This is a genomic window from Amycolatopsis azurea DSM 43854, from assembly GCF_001995215.1.
Taxonomy (GTDB): domain Bacteria; phylum Actinomycetota; class Actinomycetes; order Mycobacteriales; family Pseudonocardiaceae; genus Amycolatopsis; species Amycolatopsis azurea.
On sequence record NZ_MUXN01000014.1, the window covers coordinates 261,372 to 281,779 of the forward strand.

The following is a 20,408-nucleotide window of genomic DNA, read 5'->3' on the forward strand; positions in this document are numbered from 1 at the left end:
TTACGACGGTACTCCCGCCCGCTTGAGAACCGGTCCGCAGGCGCGGTGAACGGCTCGTTGGGCCGGTCGGGCGACCTTCCCTAAGCGACGGTAAAGAGTCACGTTCGTCCGTTTTGCTCCCGGTGTGACGCGGGTTACCTTCCACCTCATGTCGAGTTCAACGGTGAGCGACCAACTGGAAGAACCGCCCGCCGGCTGGCGTGCCCGGCTCCGCCAGGTCGGACCCGGGATCATGGCCGCGGCGACCGGGGTCGGCGCGGGCGACCTCGTCGCGACGATGGTGGCGGGCTCGCGTTTCGGGTACACGCTGCTGTGGGCGGTGCTCGTCGGGACGATCTTCAAACTCGCGCTGGCCGAGGCCGTCGGCCGCTGGCATCTGACCTCGGGACGGACGATCCTGTCCGGCTGGCGGACACTCGGGATCTGGGCGCTGATCTACTTCGGCGTCTACGCGGTGATCTGGGGATTCGTCTACGGCGCGACCGCGATGTCGGCGTCGGGCCTGCCGCTGAACGCGCTCTTCCCCGCGCTTTCGGTGCGGTACTGGGCGATGATCTGCGGCCTGCTCGGCTTCGCGCTGGTGTGGTTCGGCCGCTACGCGATCATCGAGAAACTGATGACGGTGCTCACCGGCGTGATGTTCGTGACCGTGGTCGGCACCGCGGTCCTCGTCGTCCCGGACTTCGCCGAGCTGTTCAAGGGCGCCGTCCCGACCCTGCCCGACGGTTCCCTCGTCTACATCCTCGGCTTGATCGGCGGCGTCGGCGGCACGATCACCATGGCGGCGTACGGCTACTGGACGCTCGCGAAGGGCTGGCGTTCGGCGAAATGGCTGCCGATGATGCGCACCGACAACGCCGTCGGATACGTCATGACCGGGATCTTCGTGATCGCGATGCTGATCGTCGGCGCGGAACTGCTGCTGGGCCAGAAGATCATCTCGGGCGACAAAGGCCTGCTGTTCCTCGGTGACACCCTCGCCGCCGACTACGGACACTGGGCGCGGATCCCGTTCCTCATCGGCTTTTTCGCGGTCTCGTTCACGTCGGTGATCGGCGTCTGGCACGGCGTGAGCCTGCTCTTCGCGGACTGGTGGCGCATTCTGCGGCTGCCCGCGAACACCACGGAAAGTGTCGAGACGTATGAGAAGAAGGCCGGTGAACGCAGCGTCGCGTACCGGGGATACGTGCTGTGGCTGACCTTCCCCCCGATGGCGTTGCTGTTCCTGGACCAGCCCTTCCAGCTCACCGTGATCTACGGCGTGCTGGGCGCGTTGTTCATGCCGTTCCTGGCGGCGACCTTGCTGGTGCTGCTGAACACTTCGCGGGTACCGCGAGAGGGACGGTCGGGCTGGGTCTCGAATGGACTGCTGGGGATCTGCCTGGCGATGTTCGGGTACCTGGCGTACACGGAGGTCGTGAAGTTCTTCAGCTGAGCGGGTCGGTCCGTGAAGGACTCCTTGAGGGACTCTGGGTCCCTCAAGGAGTCCTTCACGGACGACCGGTATGTGGCTACAGCGGCACCGTCACCGTGTTGCACCCGGGCGTGGGGCCGACGGCGCAGGCGCTCACGACCAGCTCGGTGAAGGCGTCCGGCGCGGTGATCAGCTGCCGCTTCGACTCGTTGTCGGCGTCGACCTGCTGCAACACGGACTGCGGCCCGCGCAGGAGGAAGCGGGCGGTAAGGGACGAGGTCGACGAACTGTCGGTGACGGTGGCGATGATCCGGGTCAGGCCTCCGGTCCTCTCGACGGTGCCCTGCACGCTCTGCACCGTGCATCCGAGCGGGCTGCAGACCTGGAACGGCGTGGGCAACGGCGCACCGGCGGCGGTACCCGTGAGCCCGACGAAACCGAGCGCGAAAGCGCCGACGGCGGTACCGATCCGGGCGGCATGAACCAGTGATTTCATGATCACTCCCCAGTGATTTTCGGTGGAACGTCGACGCTAGCGTTCGCCGTCACCCGCCCGCCAAGGTTTCACCAGGGAATGAAAACGCCCCCTCACCCCGCGGGATTCGCGGAGTGAGGGGGCGTTCCCTGCCTTCGGCTCAGGAGCGGCGGGCCCGCTTCGCCTTGCGCGGCGGCGGAAGCGCACCTTCGGCGCGGAGCCGCGCGGCGTGCTCGGCGAGCGCGTCGACCAGGTGCGGGACGTCGGCCTTCTCGGGCTGGACGTCGACCCGCAGCCCGAACTCCACGGCGGTTTCCGCGGTCTTCGGGCCGATGCACGCGACCAGCGTGCGGGTGTGCGGCTTGCCGGCGATGCCGACGAGGTTCCGCACGGTCGAGGACGAGGTGAAGCAGACCGCGTCGAAACCGCCGGTCTTGATCATCTCGCGGGTCTCGGCTGGCGGCGGGGCCGCCCGAACGGTGCGGTACGCCGTCACGTCGTCGATCTCCCAGCCGCGTTCACGCAGGCCGGCCGACAGGGTCTCGGTGGCGATGTCCGCCCGCGGCAGCAGCACGCGGTCGACCGGGTCGAGGACGTCGTCGTACGGCGGGAACTCGGCGAGGAGGCCCTCCGAGGACTGCTCGCCCTCCGGGATCAGCTCGGGGATGATGCCGAACGAGCGCACCTTCGCGGCCGTCGATTCGCCGACGCAGGCGATCTTCACGCCGGAGAACGCGCGGGCGTCGAGGCCGAACTCCTCGAACTTCTCCCATACCGCGCGGACGGCGTTGGTCGAGGTGAAGACGATCCACTGGTAGCGGCCGTCGACGAGACCCTTGACCGAACGCTCCATCTGGGCGGGGCTGCGCGGCGGCTCGACCGAGATGGTCGGGACCTCGTGCGAGGTGGCGCCGTGGCCGCGAAGCCGCTCCGCCATCTCACCGGCCTGCTCCTTGGTGCGCGGCACCAGGACCTTCCAGCCGTACAGCGCGCGCGACTCCCACCACGACAGCTTCGAGCGCTGGCCGACGGCCTGGCCGATGGTCACGATGAGCGGACCGACGAGCTCGCCCGCCTCGTTCGCGACGGTGGCCAGCGTGGTGTCCAGGGTGCGCTGGGTGTTGATGGTGCCGTTGGACGTCACCGCGACCGGGGTGGTCGGCGCCAGCCCGTGCTCGGTCAGCGCGGACGCGGCCTCGGCCAGGTGCGCCGACGTCGCGTGCAGCACGATCGGGCCCGGGGTGGCGGCCAGCGCGGCCCATTCGACGTCGCCGCGGACGTCGACCTCGGTGTGTGTGCCGCCGAGCGCGACACCGGCGTACGCCGGGACGGCGGCGCCGGGCGAGACGCCCGGGATGATGTCGAACACGGCGCTGGTCCGGGAAACGGCCTGCACCTCGGCGACGACGGCGGGCTGGGTCAGCGGGTCACCGGCGATCAGCCGGAGCACCAGCCGTCCGGCCTTGGCCTCGTTCACCAGGTCCTTGGCGACCTCGGTGGCCTCGCCGACGGCGGGGCGCACTTCGGCGCCTTCGGCGGCGAAAGCCAGGACGCCCGAAGGGACGTCCGGGTCGGTCACCACGACCTCGGCCTTGGCGAGCAGCTCCTGAGCGCGGACGGTCAGCAGACCGGCGTCACCGGGGCCCGAGCCCACGAAGGCGACACGCCCGGTGGTCTTACGCGCGGGGGTCATCTGTGCGTTCTCCTCTTGAGCGGCCGCAGTCGAGCGCGGCCCTACCTTCAACGTTCTGACTCACTGGGCGGGGCCGGACAGCGCGCCCGCCCCCAGGTCGAGCAGCTCGGCGGCCAGTGTCCGGCCGAGCTGTTCAGCATCACGGATGTCGGCGAGCGCGGAAGCGCGCACCATGTCGACCGCGTCCCCGTCCACTTCGACGGCGGCGGTGCCCCGCAGCGAGATCCGCTCGATGACCCGCCCTTCGGCGTCCAGGTCCTCGACGATCTCCGCCAGCGCTCCGACCGGTGCGCTGCACCCGGCTTCCAGCGCCGCGAGCAACGCCCGCTCGGCGGTCGCCACGGCACGGGTGCCTTCATCGTCCACTGTGGACCCGAGCAGGTGCTCGATGTCCACGTCACCGGTCCGGCACTCCACCGCCAGCGCACCCTGCGCGGGCGCGGGCAGCATCTGGATCGGGTCGAGGGTCTCGGTGATCTCCTCCGCCCGGCCGATCCTGGCCAGTCCGGCACGCGCCAGGACGACGGCGTCGAGCTCTCCGTCGGTCACCTTGCGCATGCGGGTGTCGATATTGCCTCGGATCGGCACGATTTCCAAACCGAGACCGAGTGAACGCAGTTGCGCGGTGCGCCGCGGCGAGCCGGTACCGACGGTCGAACCCGGCGGGAGCTCACCCAGGGTGAGCCCGTCGCGCGCGATCAGGGCGTCACGCGGGTCTTCGCGGCGCGGCACGGCGGCGAGCGTGATGCCCGCCTCCGGCTTCGTCGGCAGGTCCTTGTACGAGTGGACGATGACGTCGACTTCCTCGCGCAGCAAGGCTTCGCGCAGCGCGGAAGTGAAGACGCCGACCCCGATCGTCGGAATCGGCGCGGACGACTTGTCGCCGGGGGTCGTCACGGTGACGAGCTCGACCTCGGCCCCGGTGGCCCGCAGGGCGTCGGCGATGGTGCCGGTCTGCGCGAGGGCGAGTTTGCTGCCGCGCGTGCCGATGCGGATGACTCTGCTCACTTGATGATCACTCGTCTTTCGGCGTCGTGGGACTCGCCACCGCGGCGGGCGCCTGCGGGTCGAGGCAGAACAGCTCGCGCAGCGCGTTGGCGTAATCGGTGTCGGCCGTCTCGGCGGCCAGCTGCTTGACCCGCACCGTCGGCGCGTGCAGCAGCTTGTCGACCACGCGGCGGACCGTGCGGCCGACCTCCTCGCGGACCCCGGCTTCGAGGTCCGGCAGGCGGTTGTCCAGGCGCAGCAGTTCGGCGTCGACCACCTCGGCCGCCCGGCGCCGCAGCGCCGTCACCGTCGGGGTGACCTCGGCGCTGCGCTGACCGGCGAGGTACTCGCGCACCTCGTCGAGCACGATGCCGGTGGCCTTCGCGGTCTGGCGTTCGGTGGTCGGGGTGCCCGCTTCGCGCATGCGGCGCTGGATGGTCTCGAGGTCGACCACGGTGACGTCGGCCAGCTCGGCGACGTCGTGGTCGACGTCGCGCGGGAGGCCGAGGTCGCAGACGACCAGCGGTCGCCCGGCGCGGGCCGGGACGTGTTCGGCGGCGAACACCGCGGCCTGCGCGCCGGTGCAGCAGACGACGACGTCCGCCTCGGCGACGGCGGCGGCGATCCCGCTCATCTGGACGGCCTTCGCGGGCACTCCCTGCTCGACGCTCGCGGCGGCGAGGCGGGCGGCCCTGGCCTCGGTCCGGTTGGCGATGGCGATCTCGCCGATCCCGGATTTGCGCAGGTGGGAAGCGGTGAGCGCGCCCATCGACCCGGCGCCGACGATCAGCGCGCGCTTGCCTGCGATGTCCCCGGCCGCGGCCAGCGCCTCGGAGACGACCGACGCGCCGAGCTGGTCCAGCCCGGTCTCGGTGTGGACGCGTTTGCCGACGCGCAGCGTGGTCTGGATCAGCTCGTGCAGCGTGCGGCCGACGGTGCCCGCCTCACGCGCGGTGGCGTACGAGGACCGGATCTGCCCGAGGATCTGCGTCTCGCCGACGACCATCGAGTCCAACCCGGAGGTGACCGAGAACAGGTGCTCGATCGCGGCGCCCGCATAGTGCACGTACAGCGAGTCGTAGAGGTCCGCGGGCTGCATCCCGGCCTGGCGGGCGAGCACGTCGGAGACGTCGTTGAGGCCACCGTGGAAGGTCTCGACGACGGCGTAGACCTCGATGCGGTTGCAGGTCGAGACGAGGATCGCCTCGCTGACGTGCTCGGCCTGCTGCAGTTCGTGGAGCACCTTGGTCACGTCGGTCGCGGGGACCGCGACGCGTTCCAAGGTGCTCAGCTCGGCACTGCGGTGCGAGAGACCGACCGCCAACACGCTCATTTTCAGCGCACCACCATTCCGTTGCCGTGGCCGTTCACGCTGCCATTCTCGGCGCCCCCAGGGCCACCGTCTCCTCCGCCGTTGCCGTTGGCGGCCAGATCCGCGCGGCGAGCGACGTGGAACGACAGGATCTGCAGTTCGACCGCGAGGTCGACCTTGCGCACCTCGATATGTGCCGGAACTTGCAGCACCACCGGGGCGAAGTTGAGGATGCACTGCACGCCACCTGCGACAAGGCGGTCACAGACCGACTGCGCGGCGGTGGGCGGAGTGGCGATGACGCCGATGGAGATCTGCCGTTCGGCGCAGACTTTGGGGATCTCGTCGAGATGCGAGACCGGGAGGCCGCCGACCGGGACACCGACCAGATCGGGGTCGAGGTCGAACAGCGCCTCGACCGGGAACCCGCGGCCGGGGAACCCGCCGTAGTTGGCCAGCGCGTGCCCGAGGTTACCGATACCGACCACGGCGACCTTGTGCTTGCGGGTCAGGCCGAGGATCCGTTCGATCTGGCTGACCAGGACCTGGACGTCGTAGCCGACGCCGCGGGTGCCGTAGGAGCCCAGGTAGGACAGGTCCTTGCGCAGTTTCGCGGAGTTGACTCCCGCGGCCTGGGAAAGTTCCTCGCTGGAGATCGTCGTCGCGCCCTGCTCGGCCAGTCCGGAGAGGACACGGAGGTAGACGGCGAGGCGGGCGACCGCGGCCTCGGGGATCGACTTCGCGCGGACCGCTTCCGGCTCGGCTGCGGCCTCGACGGCGGGCATCTCCGCGGTGGGCGCGTTGTCGGCGTCCGGTGTCACCCGGGTGCGCCGGCCTCGTTGCGACACCACGCTTGTCCGCTCCTCTGGTCCTGCTGACGACATGATTCGCCCGAACCTGGAAATCGGCTCTTGACCCGCGGCGCTGAGTCCGGTTCGATGCCGGGCGCTCCGGTGGCGACGTATCTACGGTAGCCACTTGTGAACGCAGGCACAAAGTCACTGGTAGGTGCTGTGGTCAAGGTCGCGTAAGGCCCGCCTCGGTCGTCCGGGCGCGTGGGTCGTGAGTGGTAAGTGTCGTTCTAACGACACTTACCACTCACGACCACGGTGACCGAGGCTCTAGCGCGCGTTGACCGTCACCTTGTGCCATCCGGTGGCACCGTCGGGCACGGTTCCGGCGACCTCTTGCGTCTGCGTGTAGCCGGACTGGTCCGTGGCCCGGACGGCGATCTCGTGCTGACCAGGGCCGACCCAGACCTCGGTCCACCACATCCGCCAGGTGTCCTTCGACGTCTCGGCGGACAGGACGGTCTCCTTCCACGGCCCTTGATCGACCCGGACCTCGACCTTGGCGACGCCGGTGTGCTGCGCCCACGCGCTCCCGGACACCACGACCTTCCCGGCGGTCACCGCCGAACCGGGCGCGTCGATCCGCGACTGCGTCTTCACCGGTCCCTCGCGGCCCCAGCCCCGGTCGAGCCAGTACGCCCGGCGCTCCTCCCAGGTGGTGATCTCCAGCTCGGTGACCCATTTCGTGGCGGACACGTAGCCGTACAGCCCGGGGATCACGATCCGCGCGGGGAAGCCGTGTTCGATCGGGAGCGGTTCGCCGTCCATGCCGATCGCGAGCATCGCGCCTCGGCGCGGGTCCAGGGCCGCTTCGACCGGGGTGCCGCAGGTCCAGCCGTCGACGCTGGTCGCGAACAGCTGCTCGGCGCCGGGTTTGACGCCCGCCTCCAGCAGCAGGTCGCGCAGGTCGACGCCGATCCAGCGCGCGTTGGAGATGTACGGGCCGCCGACCTCGTTGGAGACGCAGCACAGGGTGACGTCGCGTTCGATCAGCGGCCGCGAGCGGATGTCCTCATACCGGTAAGTGACCTCACGGTCGACCATCCCGCGGACCTGGAGGCTCCAGTCCTCGGTGCGGACCTGCGGGACCACCAGGGCCGTGTCGATCCGATAGAAATCCTTCGAAGGAGTGAGATACGGCGGGGTGCCGAACTTCACGAAGTCCGCGTCGGGCGGGATCGGCGGCGCGGTCCTGGCCGGGACGAGCCTCCCGACGGCGGCACGCGACTCCTCGGCGTTCTTCCTGGTCCCCGCGATCTGGCCGACCAGCGCGGCGACGCCGGCCCCGGCCGCGACGGAAATACCAGTGACCAGCACCTTCCGCCTGCCCGGCCCCTCGCCTTCACGGTCGTCGAAGAACACCTTCGGGCGAAAGAACAGATGCAGCCTGGTGAAGACGACGAGCCCGGCGACCGTCGCGGCCACCGGCGCCAGCAGCGCGATCTGCCCGAGGTCGGTGCGCGCGTAGACGGCGGCGACGCCAGCCGCGCCCAGGACGCCGACGAGCACCTGCCCCGGCAGCGGCTTGCTCCGCGAAAGCTGCCCGGCGAGCAGCGCGAATAGCACCAGGACCACGGCCAGGCCGATCTTGAGGATGGGCTTGTCCCACGTCTCCAGGGTCCGCTCGGCCCAGGCCACGACCGCGTGCGGGCTGTGGTCGATGACGAAGTTCGCGACGGCGACGAACGGCGAGGCCGTGTACCCGACGAAGCCCGCGACGAGATGACCGACGCCGAGGGCGGCCGCCAGTGTCAGGAGGCCGGTCAGTGCGGCTTGGCGGAAGGTGAGCCTGCGTTCGTCGTCCACGACTCCATCTTCGGAGCGAATGCCGGTCCGGGTCGGCCGATCGCCCCTTACGAGTGTGTTACGCCAGTGCTTTCCGGAGCCTGTCCTCTTCGACGCGCCAGTAGCCGTGCTCGGCGTCGTCGATCAGGATCACCGGCACGCGGTCGCCGTATTCGGCCCGCCATTCGGGATCGCTGTCGACGTCCTGCGCGGACCAGGCGACGCCCAGCTCGCCGCAGATCCGCTCGATGTCCTGTTCCGCGACCTCGCACAGGTGGCACCCGGTGCGGGTCATGACGGTCACGTGATGCGCCATGGCCCCATGTCTACCTGAGGCGGAGACGCCGAAGTTTCCCGGTGGCCGAATGCGGCAGCGACTCCGCGAACTCGACGGTGTGCGGCACCTTGTACCCGGCCAGGTGCTCCGCGCAGTGCTCGACGACCTGCTGCTCCGAGAGCGACGCGCCGGGCGCGGGGACGACGACGGCCTTCACCGCTTCACCGGTCCGCTCGTCGACGACGCCGACGACACCCGCCTCGACGACCTCGTCCAGCATCGAGATCACGTTCTCGACCTCGTGCGGGAAGACGTTGAAGCCGTTGACGATGATCAGGTCGTTGGCCCGGTCCACCAGGTGCAGGTCGCCGTCTGTGTCGAGGTAGCCGACGTCGCCGGTGCGGAACCAGCCGTCCTCGTCGGGGCCGTGCGAGCCGTCGGGCCAGTAGCCGGAGAACAGGTTCGCCCCGCGGATCGACACCAGCCCGGTGCCGCCGTCCTCGTCGAAGGCGTCGCCGAGGTCGTCCGGGTCCAGCGGGACGGGCTCCGCGTCGCCGTCGCTGTCGACCAGCCGGAGCTCGACGCCGGGCAGCGGCCGCCCGACCGAACCGGGCTTCGGGTAACCGGTGACCAGGGTCGTGGTGACCACGGGCGCGCATTCGGTGAGGCCGTAGCCCTCGTAGACGTCCAGCCCGGTGGCGCCGCGCAGCGCGGTGAGGATCTTGGGGTGCAGCGGCGCCGCGCCCGAGGTCATCCGCCGGACTGTGGACAGCCCGGCGCCCAGTTCGTCCGGGTCCATCGCGGCGAACTCGGCGTACATCGCGGGGACGCCGGCGATCGAGGTCACCCGGTACTCGGCGCAGTCGGCCAGGGTCCGCTCGGCGAGGAACCGCTCGGACAGGATCGCCGTCGCCCCGACCGAGGTGGTCTGCAGCAGGCCTGGCCCCAGGCCGTAGACGTGGAACAACGGGATGGTGATGAGCACGCGGTCGCCGTGCACGAGCGGCGCCGGGACGATCCGGCTCAGCTGGTCGAGGTTCGTCAGCAGCGCCCGGTGCGACAGCATCACGCCACGCGGCGGGCCGGTCGTGCCCGAGGTGTACGAGATGACCGCTATGTCCTCACCGGACCCGGCCGCGTCGACCGGTTCGGCTGCTCCATCCGAGGTAACAGGCGGTGAGAGGCTTGTCACTCCGTCGGGGAGTTCTTCGGTCGCTTCACGTTCCAGGACGAGCCTCGCGCCGCTGTGCTCCAGCAGGCCGGCCAGCTCCGCCACCGGGGCCTGCGGCGAGATCGGGACGACCACCGCGCCCGCGCGGAGCGCCCCGAACAGCGAGACGGCGAAAGCGGCCGACGTCGGCAGCCGCAACGCCACCCTGTCGCCGGGTTCGATTCCGGCGTCGAGCAGGGCGCGGGCAAGCGCGTGGGCGGCGTTGTCGAGGTACGCCCAGGTCAGCGTGACCCCGTCGCCGGTCTCCTGGACGGCCACCTTGCCGGGCCACTGGCGGGCGGCCTCGGCGAGCAAAGTGGGCACACTGGGATCGGCAACCTGCTCCGCGCTCAACTGCGAACCTCTTCCCTCGGTGAAACTGCGTTGCCAGTTTGTCATCTCGGCCACCGTCATGGGTGCCACTCGCTTTCGTCGCAGTTCCGTAACCCCGGCACCGCTACCTACTTCGCGGTAACTACACGTATGCTGCTGGGCGTCGTCGAGTGGTGTTGATCACTCGATGGTGAGAAAGGGAGTCCGGACGTGCAGATCTTGCAGGCCCACGCGGCGGTGGGACATGCGGGCCGGTCCTCCCTGTCCGGAACGGGAGGTGGACAGTGACTCTTCCCGCGCCGAACCCCGTCTCGATGCTGGCGGGCCACATCCTCCGCCGGAGCGGTTTCCCCGCCGCTCCGTCGTCTCGGGCCAAGAGCGAAGAAGCGACCGACGCCGCCGCCGAAGCCGCCAAGGCCGAGGCGTGGGAGATGGTCAGCGCCGCACAGGGCGGCGACACGTCCGCCTTCGGCCGGCTCTACGACCGCTACGTCGACGTCGTCTACCGCTACGTCCTGTTCCGCCTCGGCGACCGGGACCTCGCCGAGGACGTCACCAGCGAGACCTTCCTCCGCGCGCTGCGCCGCATCACCTCGGTGAGCTACCAGGGGCGTGACGTCGGCGCCTGGTTCGTCACCATCGCGCGCAACATCATCCTCGACCACGTGAAGTCGAGCCGGTTCCGCCTCGAGGTCGTCACCGACGAGGTCGCCGAGCCGAACGGGGCACCGATCGGGAACGTCGGCGTGCAGGCCGTCGCGGGCCCCGAGCAGCAGGCGATCAGCCGCGCCACCCGCGCCGAACTGCTGCGTTGCGTCGCCGAACTCGGCGAAGACCAGCGCGAGTGCATCGTGCTGCGGTTCATGCAGGGCCTTTCGGTCGCCGAGACCGCCGCGATCATGAAGCGCAACGAGGGCGCCATCAAGGCCCTTCAGCACCGCGCGGTACGCCGTTTGGCACAACTTCTGCCCACGGGACTGCGTTAAAGTTCCATATTTGGTCGTCACCGGGCCTTGCCGTAACCCATGGGCGTCTCCGCTCGTTTTCACTGCCAGACCGGTGGTCAGGACCGGGCTGATCAGATGGAGACTTCGCCGTGGGCGTGCCGGGATGGTTCGCGCGTGAGCGGGCGGACGGTGACCGCTTCGCGGACCTTGTCGACGGCACTGCCGGCACCGAAACCCCGGACGACGACGAGTTCGCGCACGAGCTCGCCCTCGTCGGCGGTTTGCGCGAACTGGGCGCCAGTGGCGCGCCCGACGCGGAGACCCGGCAGCGGATCCGCGACGAGATCGCCGGACGTCTCGCCGAAGCCGAAGCCCCGTCGAAGCGCCGTGGTCACGCCGTCGCCAACCTCGCCGCGGCCGCCGTCGCCCTCGTGCTCGCGCTGGGCGGCATCACCCTGCTGCTGTCCAAGGACGCGTTGCCGGGCGATCCGCTCTACGGCATCAAACGAGCGGGTGAATCGGCCGCGCTCGGGCTCACCTTCGACGAGCGGGACAAGGCGAAGAAGCATCTGGAGTTCGCCGCGAACCGCGTCGGCGAACTCGACGAACTGACCCGGCAGGAGGCGCCCACCGGGGCGTACTTCACCGGCCTCGCCGATTTCGAGACCGACCTGCGGGCCGGCGTCTCGCAGCTGACGGCGCTCGTCACCGATCAGGGTGGCCAGACCCGGCTGACCGAACTCCGCACCTGGGCGCGGCAGCAGTCCGAACGGCTCGGTCTCCAGGCCGGGAACGCGCCCGCCGAAGCGCGCGACAAGTTCGCCGCGGCCCGCGTCCTGCTCGACAAGGTCCAGACCCGCACGACGGACCTCGGTTCGCGGTTGGTCTGCTACACGATCACCACGGGCTCGTCCGACGACCTGGGCGCGGTCCCGGCCGCAGGTGACTGCGTCCGCAACCCCGACTCCCCGAACGCCGCCGTCCCCCCGCTGACGTCGACTCCGCCGTCTTCGGCACCGGCCGAGTCACCGGCGCCGAGTTCGGCGCCGCCGCCGTCGTCGTCGTCCATCGTGGACACCGCGACCCCGACCGGGCCGCTCGCGCCGCCGTCGGGCGGAACGCCGCCGCCCGTCGTGGCCACGCCCCCGCCGACGACGAGGACCGTTCCGCCGACGACCACCACCCCGAAGCCGCCGCTGATCTCGATTCCGCCGCTCATCCCGGGACTACCGCCGATAACCATCGGCTGACACCGCGTCACGTGAGGGAGACGCCACACCTGGGACAGCGTGGTCGGCCGCTCGCTACGCTGTGCGCAGGCACCTGGGATTCCGGAGGCGGTGTGCGTGTCAGTTTGGCGGGGCAAGGATAAGAGTCAAGAGCTCGAACGGCTGGCCGAGCTCGCGGGCGAGGCGTCGGCCGAGGCCGCCATGGCGACCGCGTCCGCCGAAGCCCTCGAACCGCCCGCGCCGCCCGCCCCGCCGGATCTGACGGCGGCCGCGTTCTTCGACGTCGACAACACCATGATGATGGGCGCGTCGATCTTCTACTTCGCCCGCGGCCTGGCCGCGCGCAAGTTCTTCACGTCCGCCGATCTCGCCGGTTTCGTCTGGCAGCAGGTGAAATTCCGGCTCGGCGGCCGGGAGAACAAGGAGGACATCAAGACCCACCGCGAGCGCGCACTGTCCTTTGTGGCCGGTCGCACCGTGCAGGAACTGACCGACATCAGCGAAGAGATCTACGACGAGCTGATGGCGGACAAGATCTGGTCCGGCACCCGGGCGCTCGCGCAGATGCACCTCGACGCCGGACAGCGCGTCTGGCTGGTCACCGCGACCCCGATCGAGCTCGCGGCCATCATCTCGCGGCGCCTCGGCCTCACCGGCGCGCTGGGCACGGTCGCGGAGACCAAGGACGGCGTCTACACCGGCCGTCTAGTCGGCGACCTGCTGCACGGCCGGGCGAAAGCCCACGCCGTCCGGGCGCTGGCGTCACGCGAAGGGCTGAATCTCAAGCGCTGCACGGCGTATTCGGACTCGCAGAACGACGTCCCGATGCTTTCGGTGGTCGGGACCGCGGTCGCGGTGAACCCGGACGGCGGTCTTCGCGACGTCGCGCGGGCGCGTGGCTGGGAGATCCGCGATTTCCGGACCGGGCGCAAGGCCGCGAAGATCGGCGTGCCCTCGGTGCTCGGCGTCGGTGCCGTGGCCGGTGCCGTCGCGGCCGGAATGGCCTACCGGCGCCGCTGACCCCCATGCGTTTAGTCCTCTGAATGCGGTCCTTGCGTATGCAACTACCGCATCCAGAGGACTAATTGCGGAGGTGTCTAGCCCTTGAAGACGCTCTTCCGCTGCGAAAGGCGTTTGTACAGCGACTGCTGGATCGACTCCCGCACCTGGTCGGTCAGGGTGAACACCAGCATCGGGTCGTCCACGGCGTCCGCGTCGTAGGTGTCCGTGCGGATCGGCTCCCCGAATTCGATGCTCCACTTCGTCGGCAGCGGGATCGCGCCGAGCGGGCCGAGCAGCGGGAAGAACGGCGTCACCGGGAAGTACGGCAGGCCGAGCACTCGCGCGAGCAGCTTGATCTCGCCGACCTTCGGGTAGATCTCCTCCGCGCCGATGACCGACACGGGAATGATCGGCACCCCGGTCCGCAGCGCGGCGGAGACGAAACCACCGCGGCCGAACCGCTGCAGCTTGTACCGCGACGAGAACGGTTTCCCGATCCCCTTGAACCCTTCCGGCCACACGCCGACGAGTTCTCCGTTGCGCAGCAAGCGTTCCGCGTCGGCGTTGCAGGCGAGCGTCTGCCCGGACTTGCGGGCGAAGGAGCCGACGAGCGGCACCTGGAACACGACATCCGCGCCGAGACCGCGCAGATGCCTGCCGCCGGGAACGTGGTCGTGCACGGCGACGGCGGTCATCAGCGCGTCGAGCGGCAACGTGCCGGAGTGGTTCGACACCAGCAGCGCGCCGCCGTCGGCAGGCAGGTTCTCGACGCCGAAGGTGTCGACCCGGAACCATTTCTCGTACAGCGCCCGCAGCGGCGGCAGCAGCAGGGTTTCGGTGAGCTCGGCGTCGAAACCGAACTCGTCGACGGTGTAGTCACCGGTCAGCCTGTCCCGCAGGAAACCCAGCGCCGTGCGGAGCGAGGCAGGCAGGAGGTCCGCGTCGGCCGGACGTGTCCGGGCCGGTGAGACCCGCGCCGCCCCGGGGAACTCGACGACGGGCGCGTCGGCCCGGCGTTCCTGTTCCAGATGTTCTCGCGCTTCGTCGGACTCGCGAAGATCCCGATCCGCCTGCGCGGCCGGGTCCGGCTTCTCTCTGCCGGGGCCGTGCAACGGGATGACCTGCGCTTCAGCGCCGCTCACGTCTTCCGCCTCGCCTTCGTGAGAGTTCTCGGGGTTGTCCTCGTAAGGCCTGCTCACCGGCTCGCCGCCTGCCCGGTCGCCGCTGCCACCAGAACCTTGCCTGCGAACCCGGCGAGCTTGCCGCCGTCCACCACGGGCCGGAGCCCGCGGCCGGTGATGTAGTCGTCGAACGCCTCTCGCGTCGTCCACCGCGGGGTGTACCCGAATTCCTTCTTGAGCTTCGTGATGTCCACGACGCGGCCGAAGTTCAGCAGCCGGACCTGGTCGGCGGAGAAGTCCACCACCCTGGCCCCGCGCAGTACCTTGCCGACCGACGGCACGACACCGCTGGGCATCGGCAGTTCGACCCGGCCGGCTCGCCGGATCGCCTGTGACAGCGTGAGTACCCCCTCCGAGCCGACATTGAACACGCCGGGTTTGTCGTTCAGCGTCGCTTGCTCGAACACGGCCAGCGCGTCACTGGCGTGGAGCAGTTGGATCCGCGCGTCGTAGCCGAAGACGGTCGGGACCACCGGCAGCGCGAAGTAGCGCGAGAGCACGGTGTCGATCTCCGGGCTGATGATGTTGGCGAACCGGAACAGCGTCGTGGTGATGTCGGGACGGCGGCGCATGAGCCCGCGGACGTACCCCTCCATCTCGACGGCGTCCTTCGCGTAACCGCTGGTCGAGGTGGGGATGAGCTCGGAATCCTCGGTGAAGACGGCCTGCGAGCGCGCGCCCGCGCCATAGACGGCGGCCGTCGACTTCACCACGAGCTTGCGCACGAGCGGCGAACGCTGGCAGGCCGCCAGCAGCCGCATCGTGCCGATGACGTTGACCTCTTTGATCGCCGTGCGGCGCGCCGGACCGGCCGGATGCGCGGTGCACGAGGCGTGCACGACGGTGTCGACCTTGGCCGTGCTGATCACCTTGGCGATCAGCGGATTACGGATGTCGGCCCGGACGTATTCAGCGCGCCCCATGCGCTGCAGCACCGACTTCTGCGGGGGCGTGGTGTCCACGCCGATCACCCGCTCGAACTCCGGATTGTTGCCGAGTCTGGCGAGCAGCTTCCCGCCAAGGTCTCCCCCGACCCCGGTGACGAGCACGATGTTCGACGGCATAGGACTCCCTGCGGCTTTTGGGGCGGTTCTCGGACTTCGATCACGGGGTCCTGATGACCTTGAGCGCGAATTGATCTACCGAGTGTGCGCGTACCTGCACTCACTGGAAGCATCGCGCGGCTGCCCTTGAGATGTTACCGCTCATTAGGGGTAGTCGAGCCAGCGCTTACATGCTATTAACCCGCCGCTCGCAGAGGGGATCCACGTCTCACTCGAACGGGCGGAAAAGGTCCACCAAATGGGAGTGGCCCGTCCAGAAACTGGACGGGCCACTCACCGGCTGTGTCTTACTTGCCGGCCTTCCTACGCTGAACACGCGTCCGGCGCAGCAACTTGCGGTGCTTCTTCTTCGACATGCGCTTACGGCGCTTCTTGATCACAGAGCCCATCGAGAGCGCTCCTTCCTTCGTCGTCGGTCACGCTGCCCGGCGCAGCGTCCAACGGGTGGAGCGCACAGGCACGAGCGGTCTTCCAGGGTACTCGCGCCCCGGAAGACCCCCTCGGGCGGGCGGTCTGTGCTCCGCGAAGCGGGCCTCAGCCCACGTCGAAGTACGCGCCCTGCAGATATTCGTGAACGGCCTTTTCGGGCACTCTGAACGACTTCCCGACGCGCACCGCGGGCAACTCGCCCGAGTGAACTAGGCGGTAGACGGTCATCTTGGAGACCCGCATCAGCGTGGCCACCTCGGCGACCGTCAGGAACTGGACCTGACCCACTGTGTTGACCTTGGCCAGGTCATCCTTCTTGTTCGGCGGCATGATTCACCGTGTCCTTCGACACGTGTCGCGCCACGAGGCTTCCCCACCTGTGGTATCGACACGCACGTGCTCTCCTGAGAGTAGCGGGACACATGTGGCTAAAGCGACGCGAGTCACCGAGATGGGCCCGTCCGACTACGCGTTTCGTCCTCTGAATGCGGTAGTTCGCCGGTGAACTACCGCATTCAGAGGACTAATCGCGGGGGTCGTGGGCGCGGCCCAGCTCGGTCGAGCGGTCCTTCGCGGCCTCGATGGCGGCCAGGAGCGCCGCGCGGACGCCGTGCTTCTCCAACTCGCGGATGGCGTTGATGGTCGTCCCTGCGGGCGAGGTGACGGCTTCGCGCAGCAGCACCGGGTGCTCGTCGGACTCCGCGAGCATCTTCGCCGCCCCGACCGCCGACTGGATGATCAGCTGCCCGGCGAGCGCGCGGGGCAGGCCGAGCAAGATCCCGGCGTCGATCATGGCCTCGACCAGGAAGAAGAAGTACGCGGGCCCGGATCCGGACAGCGCCGTGACGGCGTCCTGCTGCGATTCCGGCACCTCGACGACCTGCCCGACGTGCGAAAGCAGGTCCTTCACCACGGCGACGTGCTCGGCGGTCGCGTGCGCACCCGCGGAGACGGCGCTCATCGCCTCTCCGACGAGCATCGGCGTGTTCGGCATGACCCGCACCACCGGGATGCCCTCGGCCAGCCTGCGCTCGTACAGGGCGGTCGGCAGGCCCGCGCACAGCGAGACCACCAGCGAATCCTTGCCGAGCAACGGCGCGACCTCGTCCAGCACCGGGTCGATGTCCTGCGGCTTCACCGCGACGACCAGCACGTCGGCCCGGCTCGCGGCTTCGGCGACGGTGACCCCGTGCACGCCGTAGCGCTCGGTCAGCTCGGCCGCGCGCGCCGGGTACCGCTCGGTGAACAGCAGGTCATCGGGGCTGTGCCCGCCCTGCAGCAGGCCCGAGAGCAGGGCCTCCCCGATCTTCCCGGCACCCAGAACCGCGATCACACTCATGCCGTTCAGCGTGCCAAATCGCCGTCAGCCCCCGGGCGCCGGGGCAAGCGCCAGCTGACGCGCCTGGCAGACCAGCCTGCCCTGCGAGTCCACCACCACGGCGTCGGAGTCGAACCAGGCCTCGTGCACCGACTGGGCCTGCACGATCACCCGCAGCCAGCCCGGCGCCGGCCGGGTGCGCAGCAACGCGGTCAGCTGCACCGTCGGCGCCCAGCCGACCCGGCCGAGGTTGTAGACCACCGGCGGGTTCACGTCGCTCGCGAGCAGCGCGAAGAACGGGTCGGGCAGACCGTGCCGCGGCCGGACCCACAACCGTATCTTCGGCGGGTCGCCGATGCGGCCGTGCAGGTAACCGACGCTCGCGGGATCGAGCCGGACTTCGCAGCCCTTCGCGAGGTTGAACAGGCCTTCGGACGTCTCACCGGTCACGGGTACCGCGCCGGGCGGCGGCTCGGCGGGCATGGCCGGGACGTCGGTCCACTCCGGACGCCGCATCGGCAGCCGTCCGGTGGTCACCCTGGCCTCGACGCAACTGCGGCCCCGCTGTTCCAGCAGGACCGCGACGACCGAGGCGCGCCTTCCGACCTTGCGGACGTCCATGCGCAGCAACACCGGCCCCACAGCGGGCGGGTGCAGGAACTCCGCGCTGATCGCCAGTGGCTCGGACGGCGGTTCGCCACGCTCGTGAAGGAACGCCGACGCGGCCCGTGCCATCAAGGCCATCAGGAAGCCGCCGTGCGGATGTCCGCCGATCGACCATTCGGTCCGTAATACCGCTGTGAACGTGCCGTCACCCAGTGATCTCGTCGCGCAAGCCGCGTCGAAGGAGGTGCCCGTTTCGTCGGCCGCGCTCACCGAGCACTGACCCAGGCCACGAGCCGATCCATCGGGGTGCGGGAGATCAACAAGCGCAGCTGGTTCACGGTCGGAACTTTACGTGTAGCAGCGCCTCCGGCGCAGGGAGGAATGAATCTCCGCACCTGAGGACGATCTTTGTCACTGGCCGAGGTGGAACCTCGCGAACAAGAGTGACTCCGCGAGATCCCTTGACCGCTGCGCCGCGTTCGGCGATCGGCGGGTGTTGATCTCCAAAACGATCTGTCCGGAGAAATCGCTGTTCACGAGCTTTTCGAGAAGTTCCGCGCAGGGTTCGATCCCGCGTCCGGGCACGAGGTGCTCGTCCTTCGGGAGACCCGTCCCGTCCGCCAGATGGACGTGGGTGAGCCCGGAACCCATGCGTTCGGCGAGCGCGAGGGCGTCCATCCCGGCTGCCGCTGTATGGGACAGGTCGAGCGTGTAGTGGCGAAACCCTACGTCCGTAGGGTCGATCGACGGCCGGAACGCCGACACGCGCGACGTCCGCGAACCGCCGGGCGGGCGGACCTTGAACATGTTCTCGACCGCGACCTCGATGCCGCTGGCTTCTTCGAGCTCGTCGACGAGGTCTCCGAACGCGTCGCCGTAGCGGCGCTGCCAGCGGAACGGCGGATGCACCACGACCGTGCGGGCGCCCAGTTCCAGCGCCGCGTCCACGGACATCCGCAGGCGCACCTCGGGATCCGGCGACCACACGCGCTGGGTGATCAGCAGCGACGGCGAGTGGATCGACAGCACCGGCACCCCGGTGCGGCGCGACCACCGGCGCAACGCGGAGACGTCCTGGCTCACCGGATCGGCCCAGACCATCACCTCGACACCGTCGTAGCCGAGGTCGGCGGCCATCTCGAAGGCCGCGCCCGCCTTCAACGGCCAAACGGAGGCTGTCGATACGCCTACGGCTATATCTGTCGCGCTGTGTTTGTCTGTCGCGCCCTTCGCGATCTCGCTGCCAGGGCGCGAGTCCCCGAGAGCACTCACGGTGAGAGCCTAAGGGCGCCCTGCCATCGAGATCGCGAGCCTCCGGCGAAAGGGGGGCGCGACGGTCAAGTCTCCGTCGCGCTGGCGCGCTTTCGGAGACCCGTGTGGTCACCTCGGGTCGTGGTCAACGTCGTCCGTGTCGCCTTGGCGCCGGCTAACGAGCGACCAGCAGGAGTGCGGCCGGTGAGACCGTCACCACCAGTCCGACCAGCACCGCGAGCACGAGGGTCTGGAGGTCCTCCGCCTTGCGGATCTTCCGGACGATCCACACCAGCGCGACGATCACCAGCAACGCGGCGACCAGCGCGGCGGCGGGGATGTTCACCCACAGCCAGTTGAAGCCCAGCCAGACCCCGGCACCGCCGACCACGCCGAGGGCGAGCTGACCGGCCAGCGCCAGCCACTGCTTCCCCGGTGAGGTGTTCTCGGCGGGCGCCTCGGGCTCGTCCACCTCGACGTCGTCGACGGCGTCCTCGGCCCGGTCGTCTTCGTAGTCGTCCTCGTACTCGTCGGCGCGATACCCGTAGTCGTCGCGGTCGAAGTCCGGATTTCCGTCGGGGTACGCCGGGTCGGCGAACTCGCGCTCGTACTCGTCGAGGTTGTCCTGCTGCCGCGAGCGGTCGTCGAGCGAATGCGGCGGCACGAACGGCATCGGCGCCGGGTGCCCCATGGTCGGCGGACCGGCGTCGAACGGGTCCGGTTCGGGATCGATGTCCGGTTCGACGGGGGCGACCGGGGGCGGCACCGGCGGGATCCCGCCGACCTCGGTGTCCTCGGACTGCACCTTCTGCCTGCGCTTGCGCCATCCGGCGAGCCCGGCGGGCGGCGCGGGCGGCTCGACGGGCGCGGATGCCTCGGGTTCGGCCCCGGCTTCGTCACCGACGGCGGCGAACTGCTCCGTGCTCGGCTCGGCCTTCGGCTGCGGCGGGCGGGCCGCCGGACGACGGCGGCGCGCCGGCTGCGCGGGCGGGGTCTGGAACGCGCCGCTGGGGGCTGGTCCTGGACGTCGTCCGGCTCGGCGTC

The 20,408-nt window shown here is 69.7% G+C and carries 19 protein-coding genes and 1 pseudogene; 4 read left to right on the plus strand and 16 right to left on the minus strand.

Features of this window, described 5'->3' with window-relative positions; genetic code table 11:
• Nucleotides 1–148: 148 nt before the first annotated feature.
• Complete coding sequence (locus tag B0293_RS19865) at nucleotides 149–1,435, plus strand: Nramp family divalent metal transporter (RefSeq protein WP_039915729.1); 1,287 nt, start codon at nucleotides 149–151, stop codon at nucleotides 1,433–1,435.
• A gap of 76 nt (nucleotides 1,436–1,511) precedes the next feature.
• On the opposite strand, the gene B0293_RS19870 is transcribed toward B0293_RS19865, so the two are convergent.
• The 8 genes from B0293_RS19870 to B0293_RS19905 form a co-directional block, all read right to left on the minus strand.
• A complete protein-coding gene (locus tag B0293_RS19870) occupies nucleotides 1,512–1,910 on the minus strand; it encodes a hypothetical protein (protein ID WP_005151750.1) in 399 nt (132 codons plus the stop codon).
• 139 nt (nucleotides 1,911–2,049) lie between these two features.
• On the minus strand, nucleotides 2,050–3,582 hold the full coding sequence (locus tag B0293_RS19875) for a bifunctional uroporphyrinogen-III C-methyltransferase/uroporphyrinogen-III synthase (protein WP_005151748.1): 1,533 nt from the start codon (nucleotides 3,580–3,582) through the stop codon (nucleotides 2,050–2,052).
• 60 nt (nucleotides 3,583–3,642) lie between these two features.
• On the minus strand, nucleotides 3,643–4,590 hold the full coding sequence (gene hemC / locus B0293_RS19880; RefSeq protein ID WP_005151744.1) for a hydroxymethylbilane synthase: 948 nt from the start codon (nucleotides 4,588–4,590) through the stop codon (nucleotides 3,643–3,645).
• A 7-nt stretch (nucleotides 4,591–4,597) separates the two neighbouring features.
• Complete coding sequence (locus B0293_RS19885) at nucleotides 4,598–5,902, minus strand: glutamyl-tRNA reductase (RefSeq protein ID WP_039915727.1); 1,305 nt, start codon at nucleotides 5,900–5,902, stop codon at nucleotides 4,598–4,600.
• A 2-nt stretch (nucleotides 5,903–5,904) separates the two neighbouring features.
• Complete coding sequence (locus B0293_RS19890; protein WP_005151741.1) at nucleotides 5,905–6,732, minus strand: redox-sensing transcriptional repressor Rex; 828 nt, start codon at nucleotides 6,730–6,732, stop codon at nucleotides 5,905–5,907.
• A 270-nt stretch (nucleotides 6,733–7,002) separates the two neighbouring features.
• Complete coding sequence (locus tag B0293_RS19895) at nucleotides 7,003–8,538, minus strand: molybdopterin-dependent oxidoreductase (RefSeq protein ID WP_005151739.1); 1,536 nt, start codon at nucleotides 8,536–8,538, stop codon at nucleotides 7,003–7,005.
• A gap of 58 nt (nucleotides 8,539–8,596) precedes the next feature.
• A complete protein-coding gene (locus B0293_RS19900; RefSeq protein ID WP_005151738.1) occupies nucleotides 8,597–8,833 on the minus strand; it encodes a glutaredoxin family protein in 237 nt (78 codons plus the stop codon).
• A 10-nt stretch (nucleotides 8,834–8,843) separates the two neighbouring features.
• Nucleotides 8,844–10,328 carry an AMP-binding protein gene (locus B0293_RS19905; RefSeq protein ID WP_085939586.1) on the minus strand — a complete coding sequence of 495 codons (1,485 nt, stop codon included), beginning with the start codon at nucleotides 10,326–10,328 and terminating at the stop codon, nucleotides 8,844–8,846.
• A 293-nt stretch (nucleotides 10,329–10,621) separates the two neighbouring features.
• On the opposite strand from B0293_RS19905, the gene B0293_RS19910 reads away from it, so the two are divergent.
• The 3 genes from B0293_RS19910 (at nucleotide 10,622) to B0293_RS19920 (ending at nucleotide 13,533) form a co-directional block, all read left to right on the plus strand.
• Nucleotides 10,622–11,323 (plus strand): sigma-70 family RNA polymerase sigma factor, encoded by a 702-nt coding sequence (locus B0293_RS19910; RefSeq protein ID WP_005151729.1) that lies wholly within the window; start codon nucleotides 10,622–10,624, stop codon nucleotides 11,321–11,323.
• A gap of 110 nt (nucleotides 11,324–11,433) precedes the next feature.
• The gene (locus B0293_RS19915) at nucleotides 11,434–12,534 is read left to right on the plus strand and encodes a DUF5667 domain-containing protein (protein WP_005151725.1); all 1,101 of its coding nucleotides are present in this window, start codon (nucleotides 11,434–11,436) and stop codon (nucleotides 12,532–12,534) included.
• A 96-nt stretch (nucleotides 12,535–12,630) separates the two neighbouring features.
• Complete coding sequence (locus B0293_RS19920; protein ID WP_005151723.1) at nucleotides 12,631–13,533, plus strand: HAD family hydrolase; 903 nt, start codon at nucleotides 12,631–12,633, stop codon at nucleotides 13,531–13,533.
• Nucleotides 13,534–13,610: 77 nt separating this feature from the next.
• On the opposite strand, the gene B0293_RS19925 is transcribed toward B0293_RS19920, so the two are convergent.
• From B0293_RS19925 to B0293_RS19960, 8 genes and pseudogenes are all read right to left on the minus strand, one after another.
• Nucleotides 13,611–14,714 carry a lysophospholipid acyltransferase family protein gene (locus tag B0293_RS19925; protein ID WP_005151717.1) on the minus strand — a complete coding sequence of 368 codons (1,104 nt, stop codon included), beginning with the start codon at nucleotides 14,712–14,714 and terminating at the stop codon, nucleotides 13,611–13,613.
• Nucleotides 14,711–15,760: an NAD-dependent epimerase/dehydratase family protein gene (locus B0293_RS19930; protein ID WP_005151716.1), complete on the minus strand. Its 1,050-nt coding sequence runs from the start codon at nucleotides 15,758–15,760 to the stop codon at nucleotides 14,711–14,713. Before B0293_RS19930 ends, B0293_RS19925 begins: the two co-directional genes overlap by 4 nt.
• 287 nt (nucleotides 15,761–16,047) lie before the next feature.
• Nucleotides 16,048–16,149, minus strand: a complete 102-nt coding sequence (locus B0293_RS19935; protein ID WP_007030867.1) for a 30S ribosomal protein bS22 — start codon at nucleotides 16,147–16,149, stop codon at nucleotides 16,048–16,050.
• A 145-nt stretch (nucleotides 16,150–16,294) separates the two neighbouring features.
• Nucleotides 16,295–16,519: a helix-turn-helix domain-containing protein gene (locus tag B0293_RS19940; protein ID WP_005151704.1), complete on the minus strand. Its 225-nt coding sequence runs from the start codon at nucleotides 16,517–16,519 to the stop codon at nucleotides 16,295–16,297.
• Between the two features lie 193 nt (nucleotides 16,520–16,712).
• On the minus strand, nucleotides 16,713–17,528 hold the full coding sequence (gene proC / locus B0293_RS19945) for a pyrroline-5-carboxylate reductase (RefSeq protein WP_005151702.1): 816 nt from the start codon (nucleotides 17,526–17,528) through the stop codon (nucleotides 16,713–16,715).
• Nucleotides 17,529–17,552: 24 nt separating this feature from the next.
• Complete coding sequence (locus B0293_RS19950; RefSeq protein WP_005151701.1) at nucleotides 17,553–18,383, minus strand: thioesterase family protein; 831 nt, start codon at nucleotides 18,381–18,383, stop codon at nucleotides 17,553–17,555.
• Between the two features lie 141 nt (nucleotides 18,384–18,524).
• Nucleotides 18,525–19,250, minus strand: coding sequence for a sugar phosphate isomerase/epimerase family protein (locus B0293_RS19955; protein WP_245191853.1), 726 nt, complete (start codon nucleotides 19,248–19,250; stop codon nucleotides 18,525–18,527).
• 289 nt (nucleotides 19,251–19,539) lie between these two features.
• Nucleotides 19,540–20,408, minus strand: a pseudogene (locus tag B0293_RS19960) (hypothetical protein); the annotation flags it as partial.

Bases quoted from the DNA above. Each gene is read 5' to 3' on its own strand.
- B0293_RS19865 (WP_039915729.1), top strand. From the start codon at position 149: ATGTCGAGTTCAACGGTGAGCGACCAACTGGAAGAACCGCCCGCCGGC.
- B0293_RS19870 (WP_005151750.1), bottom strand. From the start codon at position 1,910: ATGAAATCACTGGTTCATGCCGCCCGGATCGGTACCGCCGTCGGCGCT.
- B0293_RS19875 (WP_005151748.1), bottom strand. From the start codon at position 3,582: ATGACCCCCGCGCGTAAGACCACCGGGCGTGTCGCCTTCGTGGGCTCG.
- B0293_RS19885 (WP_039915727.1), bottom strand. From the start codon at position 5,902: ATGAGCGTGTTGGCGGTCGGTCTCTCGCACCGCAGTGCCGAGCTGAGC.
- B0293_RS19900 (WP_005151738.1), bottom strand. From the start codon at position 8,833: ATGGCGCATCACGTGACCGTCATGACCCGCACCGGGTGCCACCTGTGC.
- B0293_RS19930 (WP_005151716.1), bottom strand. From the start codon at position 15,760: ATGCCGTCGAACATCGTGCTCGTCACCGGGGTCGGGGGAGACCTTGGC.
- B0293_RS19935 (WP_007030867.1), bottom strand. From the start codon at position 16,149: ATGGGCTCTGTGATCAAGAAGCGCCGTAAGCGCATGTCGAAGAAGAAG.
- B0293_RS19940 (WP_005151704.1), bottom strand. From the start codon at position 16,519: ATGCCGCCGAACAAGAAGGATGACCTGGCCAAGGTCAACACAGTGGGT.
- proC (WP_005151702.1), bottom strand. From the start codon at position 17,528: ATGAGTGTGATCGCGGTTCTGGGTGCCGGGAAGATCGGGGAGGCCCTG.
- B0293_RS19955 (WP_245191853.1), bottom strand. From the start codon at position 19,250: ATGGCCGCCGACCTCGGCTACGACGGTGTCGAGGTGATGGTCTGGGCC.